The organism is Candidatus Agathobaculum pullicola (assembly GCF_052117205.1).
Taxonomy (GTDB): Bacteria; Bacillota; Clostridia; order Oscillospirales; family Butyricicoccaceae; genus Agathobaculum; species Agathobaculum pullicola.
This window is the reverse complement of record NZ_JBQKJP010000012.1, coordinates 53,761-60,423: the sequence shown is the minus strand read 5'-3', so window position 1 is coordinate 60,423 and position 6,663 is coordinate 53,761. Positions and strand designations below refer to the sequence as shown.

General features: G+C 52.3%; 8 protein-coding genes. 5 read left to right on the top strand and 3 right to left on the bottom strand.

The genetic code is table 11. From position 1 onward, the window contains the following. Nucleotides 1–82 precede the first annotated feature (82 nt). Nucleotides 83–511 (bottom strand): hypothetical protein, encoded by a 429-nt coding sequence (locus tag ACTQ3V_RS06475; RefSeq protein WP_441466783.1) that lies wholly within the window; start codon nt 509–511, stop codon nt 83–85. On the opposite strand from ACTQ3V_RS06475, the gene ACTQ3V_RS06470 reads away from it, so the two are divergent. Genes ACTQ3V_RS06470 through ACTQ3V_RS06450 form a run of 5 tightly spaced genes read left to right on the top strand, consistent with a single transcriptional unit; the run spans nt 512 to nt 4,082 of the window. Then, on the top strand, nt 512–1,075 hold the full coding sequence (locus ACTQ3V_RS06470) for a hypothetical protein (RefSeq protein ID WP_441466782.1): 564 nt from the start codon (nt 512–514) through the stop codon (nt 1,073–1,075). Then, complete coding sequence (locus tag ACTQ3V_RS06465) at nt 1,076–1,861, top strand: hypothetical protein (RefSeq protein WP_195450674.1); 786 nt, start codon at nt 1,076–1,078, stop codon at nt 1,859–1,861. It abuts the gene before it with no gap. A gap of 10 nt (nt 1,862–1,871) precedes the next feature. Next, nucleotides 1,872–2,279: a hypothetical protein gene (locus tag ACTQ3V_RS06460; protein ID WP_087233736.1), complete on the top strand. Its 408-nt coding sequence runs from the start codon at nt 1,872–1,874 to the stop codon at nt 2,277–2,279. After that, nucleotides 2,260–3,213: a ParB N-terminal domain-containing protein gene (locus tag ACTQ3V_RS06455; RefSeq protein ID WP_087233733.1), complete on the top strand. Its 954-nt coding sequence runs from the start codon at nt 2,260–2,262 to the stop codon at nt 3,211–3,213. Before ACTQ3V_RS06460 ends, ACTQ3V_RS06455 begins: the two co-directional genes overlap by 20 nt. Further along, nucleotides 3,213–4,082, top strand: coding sequence for a DUF6551 family protein (locus ACTQ3V_RS06450; RefSeq protein ID WP_087233730.1), 870 nt, complete (start codon nt 3,213–3,215; stop codon nt 4,080–4,082). Before ACTQ3V_RS06455 ends, ACTQ3V_RS06450 begins: the two co-directional genes overlap by 1 nt. 312 nt (nt 4,083–4,394) lie before the next feature. Here ACTQ3V_RS06450 and ACTQ3V_RS06440 read toward each other — a convergent pair whose 3' ends face one another. Beyond that, a complete protein-coding gene (locus ACTQ3V_RS06440; RefSeq protein WP_087233727.1) occupies nt 4,395–5,105 on the bottom strand; it encodes an LURP-one-related family protein in 711 nt (236 codons plus the stop codon). Between the two features lie 295 nt (nt 5,106–5,400). Next, nucleotides 5,401–6,660: a type II toxin-antitoxin system HipA family toxin gene (locus ACTQ3V_RS06435; protein WP_087233725.1), complete on the bottom strand. Its 1,260-nt coding sequence runs from the start codon at nt 6,658–6,660 to the stop codon at nt 5,401–5,403. Nucleotides 6,661–6,663 lie beyond the last annotated feature (3 nt).

The following is a 6,663-nucleotide window of genomic DNA, read 5'->3' as shown; positions in this document are numbered from 1 at the left end:
ACCATCTTTGTCTTTTCTTCAATACTTACTTTTGACTTTTGTGACATAGAAGTGCCCCCTCCATGATTGACAGTGTTTTATTTCACTGTCTCTCATAGAGGGAGCATATCACCGGAATCACCACGAGGGCATTGTTTCCAGAGATGATTTCATTGCCGTTCAGCACCTTCTGAACAACTCCAAGTATGGACATCGCTCTATCCTCCCGGAGCTGCGGGTGATTGACAGCGGCCTGCTCAAAGGCTTTGTAACCATCAACCCTCGCTGGGCCGGGTTCAAACCTGCGGATTACTTTCAGGCTTCCGCCAGTATCCATCCTCCCGATGAGCAGGCGGAAGAAAGAGCGCCTCTTTCCAGTGTCACTCTGGCTCCTGGGGATTTTGACATGAGGGGTTTTGAGATTACCCGCAGCGAGTTCTTTGATAATTACCACCGTCCTTATGTTCAGTTTCAGGATAAGAGGATCAAATTCAGCACAGCTTGTGTTCGTACATTTGGGAAAGACAACCATGTGGAACTACTGGTCAACCCAGTGGAGATGAAGTTTGCTGTCCGCACGGCGGAAAAAGGCAACCGCAATGCCGTCCTGTTCTCCAAACTGGTGGATGGGAAATACCAGCCCAGAGAGATTGCGGGTGCGGCCTATATGGAAACGCTGTTTCAGCTGTTCGGCTGGAGCCCGGATTTAAAGTATCGGATTGCCGGGCGGCTCTTTCAAAGCCAAAGTGAATCAGCGTATATTTTCGATCTCAATGACGCAGAGGCGTTTATCAAATCTTATCTGCTCTCCGGTCAGCAAGGCGAGCAGGATTCCCATGATTCTGTGCAGCCGCTCTCCATCTCTGGCAAGCGGGTGCGCGCCGTACCGGAGGAGTGGATTCATTCTTTTGGAACGCAGTATTATCTCCACCAGCAATCTTTCCAGCAGGTTCATGACCAGAGCGAGGAGGATTGGAAGATTCGCATAGAGGGGCAGCTTTACGAAACCGGTCAAAAACTCCATGTGACCGGTTTTGAGGAACTGAGAGACTATATCCGCCAGGAATTCAACCGGCGCGGAAAGGAGGAACCATAATTGAGCGAGGAGAGAGGCGAAAAACCCGGTGGTGTGATTGCCGGGATGCTCCGTTCTCTGGAAGGGGAGCAGACGGCCGGGATTGCTCCTGTCATGCCGGAGATGGAAGTGGACGTTCATCAGGCAGGTCATGAAGGCGATGATGTTCTGGAGACGGAGCGGGAATTCAATTACGAGGGCTACCAGGTGGTACGCCGGGAATTCTTTGCCCATATCAATGAGCCATCCGTGACCTTTAACAACTATAAATTCTATGTAAATGCTGCCTGCCTGAATCGATTCCCGAAGGTAGATTATGTGCAGGTGCTGGTCAATCAGGAAAGCAAAATATTGGCGATCCGCCCCTGTCAGGCAGAAGACCGGGATGCCTGCGCCTGGTGTACCAATGGCTCTGGCAGACGAAAGCCGAAGCAAATCACCTGCAAGATCTTCTTTGCCAAGGTGTTTTCTCTGATGGGATGGAATCTGGACTATCGATACAAGCTCCTCGGACGGGTGATCCACGCCAAGGATGAATGGCTTATCGCATTTGACCTGACTGCCACCGAAGTATACCAGCGGGTTCTGAAGGATGGCGAGAAGCCCAGAGCCTCCCGGACGCCGGTGTTCCCGGAAGGTTGGAAAACACAATTTGGCCTGCCGTTCCGGGAACATCAGAAATCCATGCAGGTTGATATTTTTGAAGGATATGCGGTGTATGGGCTTCGGGATCGTGCCTCTACGCCAGAAACGCCTATTGCGGAGGCTCCCATACCGGACGGAAGCGAAGAACAGAATCCATCATAGGAGGCAGAATATGAGTCGAGAAAATCAACCGCAAGCCTCGCTGACCCTTGATCCATTTCGCAATCGAATCCGCATCCACAAGAAAACCATACGCCGCCTGGGCAGTCCTGCCTATGTGCAGTTTTTAGTGAATCCGGAAGAACTTTATATCGCCGTTCTTGGCTCGGACAAGCCTATGATTGGGGGAACGGCAAATAAGGTTCGATTGTCCAGTGTCAGCTTTCACACCAACCAATCCGTAGAGTTTTATAGTTCTACCTTGCTGAGCAATCTGTCGGAGATTGTCGGTGGCTTCGATCTGCGGTTCAATTATCATTTGACAGGAGAGATCGATTCGGTGAACCGGGTCGCCTATTTTTCCCTCCAAACCGTGAAACCGCAGGAGCGCAGGAGGCAATATGGAAGAGAAGGGGTTTAGGGAACTCAGGATCGATCCGGAATTCAAAAACCTGATTCGACCTCTCCGGCGGGAGGAATACCGGCAGCTGGAGCTGAATCTGGTGATGGAGGGCTGCCGGGAGGCCATCGTTGTTTGGGACGGTACCATTGTAGACGGACATAACCGATACGAGATCTGCAATAAATTGAAAATCCCTTATGGCGTAAAAGAACAGGTTTTTCCAAACCGGGATGCGGCAATCGCCTGGATCTGCTCCAATCAACTCGGTCGCCGCAACATTTCAGAGGAGACGAAGAAGTATCTGATCGGCAGGCAGTATGAGGCGGAAAAGAAAGCGCACCGGAATGAGAACGGCTATAATCAGTACTGCCCAAATCCCCTCGCCACAGTTGGAAGAGGCCGTCCGGTAGAGGAAGAGAGCAGTCGACGAACCGCCGCCCGTCTGGGAAAGGAGCATCATGTGTCTGGAGCAACGGTCCAAAAATATGCAAAATACAGCGTGGCGCTGGATGCGATTGCAAAAACCGCGCCGGAATTGATTCCCCACATCCTGTCGGGGACATACAAGATATCCTTCGAAAACATTGTGGCACTGGCGGAGATGGCCCCTGCGGAGCTGAAGGAACTCAGTAAGAAAATCGGGAACAATCCCTATGCCTTTGCCCGATACAGCGATTCACGGCGCAGCCTCTCCACCGAGGCGTCTTCTAAGCCCGGCATACAGGCGGCGGAGCAGCCTGCCATCAAGACGATGCCCGCCTATGATCCGGATGCGGAGGTGGCTGGACTGACCCTCACCATTCCCTCCTGGATGAGCTCCATCGAGCGAACCAGAAATATGGCGCATCTCGCATCCATCTCTCCCGCAGCCAAGGAGAACTTGCAGGCAGCCTTAACAGCGCTGGGAGAAAAGGTGCAGGAGATGCTCGCGGCAATTGAGGAGGATTCCTAATGGCTGATTTCAGCATGTTTGTACCCAATGTCCATTTCGAGCAGATCCCCATTAAAAATCTGGTGTCCAACCAGGAGTATCAGCGAAACATATCCGAACAGCATGTACTGAATGCGGCAGCCCACTTTGATCTATATCAGATCAATCCGGTCAAGGTAAGCCGACGAAACGGCGTCAACTATGTGTTCAATGGGCAGCACACGGTGGAGATCGTCGCGCTGGCCTCCGGTTCTCGGGACACGCCGGTCTGGTGCATGATCTACGACGATCTCAACTATGAGCACGAGGCGGATATCTTCGCCAATCAGATGAAGTTCGTGAAACCCTTAAAGCCCTATGAGGTGTTCATGGCAAATATCGAAGCCGGAAATCAGAAACAGCTCATTATCCGGGATCTGGTGGAGTCCTACTCGCTTTCCATTGGCCAAGTCAGAAACTATGGGGTGGTTTGCGCTGTGTCCACGTTGGAAAGCATCTACGACAAGTTCGGCTATCATGTTCTGGACCGGACACTTCGGCTCTGTGTGGGCACTTGGGAGGGCGATATGAATTCTCTCTCCGCTAATATGCTCAACGGCATTGCCCGCCTGGTCCATACCTTTGGAGATGCGCTGAAGGATGAAAACTTCAAGGAAAAGGTGGGCGAGATGTCGGTAAAGCTGCTCTCCAGAACCGCCAAGGAGCGGCGGCCCGGCTCCATGGGGTATGCCGAGGCCATGCTTATTGCCTACAACCGAAAGTGTAAATATCCGCTTAAGTGGACCAGGCTCTACGAGAAGAATGTGGGGAACAGTGAAGGGCTGGACATTGATACAGATCTGGATGAGGAGGAGAACGAGGACTCCTTCGGAGATAACCCCGAGGAATAAACAAGCGGACGACTCCCCAGGGAATCGTCCGCTTGTGATTTCATGGCCGGAGGGTAGATGAACGCCGCCAGATCCAGATAACTGCTCCCGTCCGCCGCAGAGGCTCTATCGGTTTTTCTCAGTAGTGTCATAGCGGAGGCGAAGTGGATGCGGAGGCGACCGTTCCTGTCAAATTGCTTGACCTGGAAGGTACTGCCGACCTTGGAGAAGGTCTTCGGGCTGGATTCCGGGACATCTAATCCACAGCCGCCCCAGATTATGCGACCTTACCCCATTCGCCGTTGGTAGATACATCGTTCATGCTTAAAAGATTTATGTATTTATAAGGTCGATTGCTGTTGCAAGCAGAATTGCAATGACTTCATCTTCAGAATTATCATACTCCATAACGAATTTATCGGCATAGCCATCCTTAAGATTTAAAGGACAATCATGCAGAGTAGCTACCTGCTTACCCTTATATTGGATTTTGAAACTCTTGCCTTCCTGGTGTGTGATTTTGACACTACCTTCAAGAACCTCGAACTCCAGATTACCAAATGACACATATTTTTTTAGCAATGCGATTTTTTCTTTACCCAAGAATACCGTGCATTTCTTCACCTCTTTTTCAAACAACGGAACACCTGTAGAAATCAGATGCTCTTTAACATAGCCGATTTTATTTCCGTTTGCATCAAACAAATCCAAGATTTCACGGTCGGTGATAGTGTTCTCAGCGTTAGATTTATACTTGAGCGTACCATTGCCGTCAACAATTTGATAACGCCCAAGATAATCATTCATATCAGGCGTTTTCCCAGTAAAGAGGCCGACCATCGTGCCTATGGAATAGGACTTTGATTTGATAACCAGGAAATTTTTCTTGATTCCCTGGATATGTTCGGCCGCAGTTTTCTGCCCTGTGGCTTGACCGAGTTTATTCAGCACGGAGTTTACCACCCCATCTACCGATCCTTTCGGTATGACTTTTTCGGCGATTTTAGCACCAGCTAAAGCTGTGAGTTTACCTTTTAAACTCATAAGCGCACCTCCTATCGTGTTCTGTAAGAGAACTTGTAAATTTCGCGGATAATTAATCCATGCTGCCACTATCTTTATTTCCGCCGAACTCGCAGCCGCGTACATGGTCATGTCCATAATACCATCTGCAGTATCGGTAACCACTGTGAGGGAGACAATTGGTGCAGTCCCCCATTACAATGTCTTTGCCTTTGATTTGGATGCGATGCCAACACACGCTATGACTGTAAAGCGTATTCCGAAGAAACCTAACTTCGATGGAGACGGTTCCTGTGGGAATGGTCCATTTTTAATTTCATGGCCGGAGGGAAAAGGCCGGGCGCATATATTCCACAGCGCCCCGACTGAGGCCATACTGTCCGGCCAGCTGCTCCCAGTGTCCGGATACGGTTTTGCAGATCTCCTCCGCCGCCTGCTGAGCCTCCTGGGGAGATAAGCCGAAGTAGTCAGCGACCTCCAGCGCCAGATCCAGGTCGATGGTGTTGTCGTACTCGCTCACATTGAGGGAGAGACGGTCGCCTGTGGGGACTGGGTTTACATCGTAGAGCGGAGCCAGTCGCCAGCCGGTGAGAGTCAGGAGGAAACCGTGGTTGCGCAGGTGGTCGTCGGTGTTGGACACCGCCATACTGAATACGATCCGTTTCCACAGCTCAGCCAGATCCTGCCTGGGAGCCGCCCCATTGGCGCGGATGAACGCCGCCAGATCCAGATAACTGCTCCCGTCCGCCGCAGAGGCTCCGTCGGTTTTTCCCAGCAGAGTCATGGCGGAGGCAAAATGGATACGGCGGCGGCCATCCCGGTCAAATCGCTTGACCAGGAAGGTGCTGCCGGTCTTGGAGAAGGTCTCCAGCCTGGATTCCGGGACATTCAATCCGCACAGCCGCGCCAGGTCATGCACGACCTTCTCCCATGCGCCGCTGTTGGATTCATCGTGCTTAGACGGAAACTTGGCGATCCACAAAGCGCCGTCCGCTGCCTGCACCGTGGCCTTGGGCCTTGCTCCGCCCAGAGAGGAACCGGGGGCCAGAAGCTCCCGCAGCCATGTTTCGTTCAGGCCGCTTTCGTCATTCTCAAAGGCGATAGAGGCGTTTTCCAGTGTCCGAAGATGAACCCAGGGCGGCGTTGCGAAGGACTTGTCGTTGGAGAGAAAGTCTCCCCCCTCTTCCAGGCTGAACCGCAGTGCCCCCATGCGGGATTCATCGTAGACCCCCAGCAGGAAATCGCTTTCTGTGAGGTTTCGGGGCTTTCGGTCTTCTTTTCTGGCGTCAATTGCCTCCTTGCGCCGCATCAGCAGGCGGCCCCAGCGGTCCGGGCAGGAGTCGGCGAACAGCCCGAAGAGCCGCTTGTCCAGCGGCACATACTGCCGTCCCCGGTAGAGGGCCAGATCCGGGTCCAGAGAGAAGGAACTCTCGGCGGATGTCAGCCAGGCGGGGTCATACTCGAAGGAGAAGGTTTCCTGCCCCCGGATAAAGCTGCAGCGGAGCCGCCCCATCAGGGTGGGGGTCTCTCCACGCCAATTTTCATATACATAGATGGTCTTTTCGTCCTGCGCCATGGG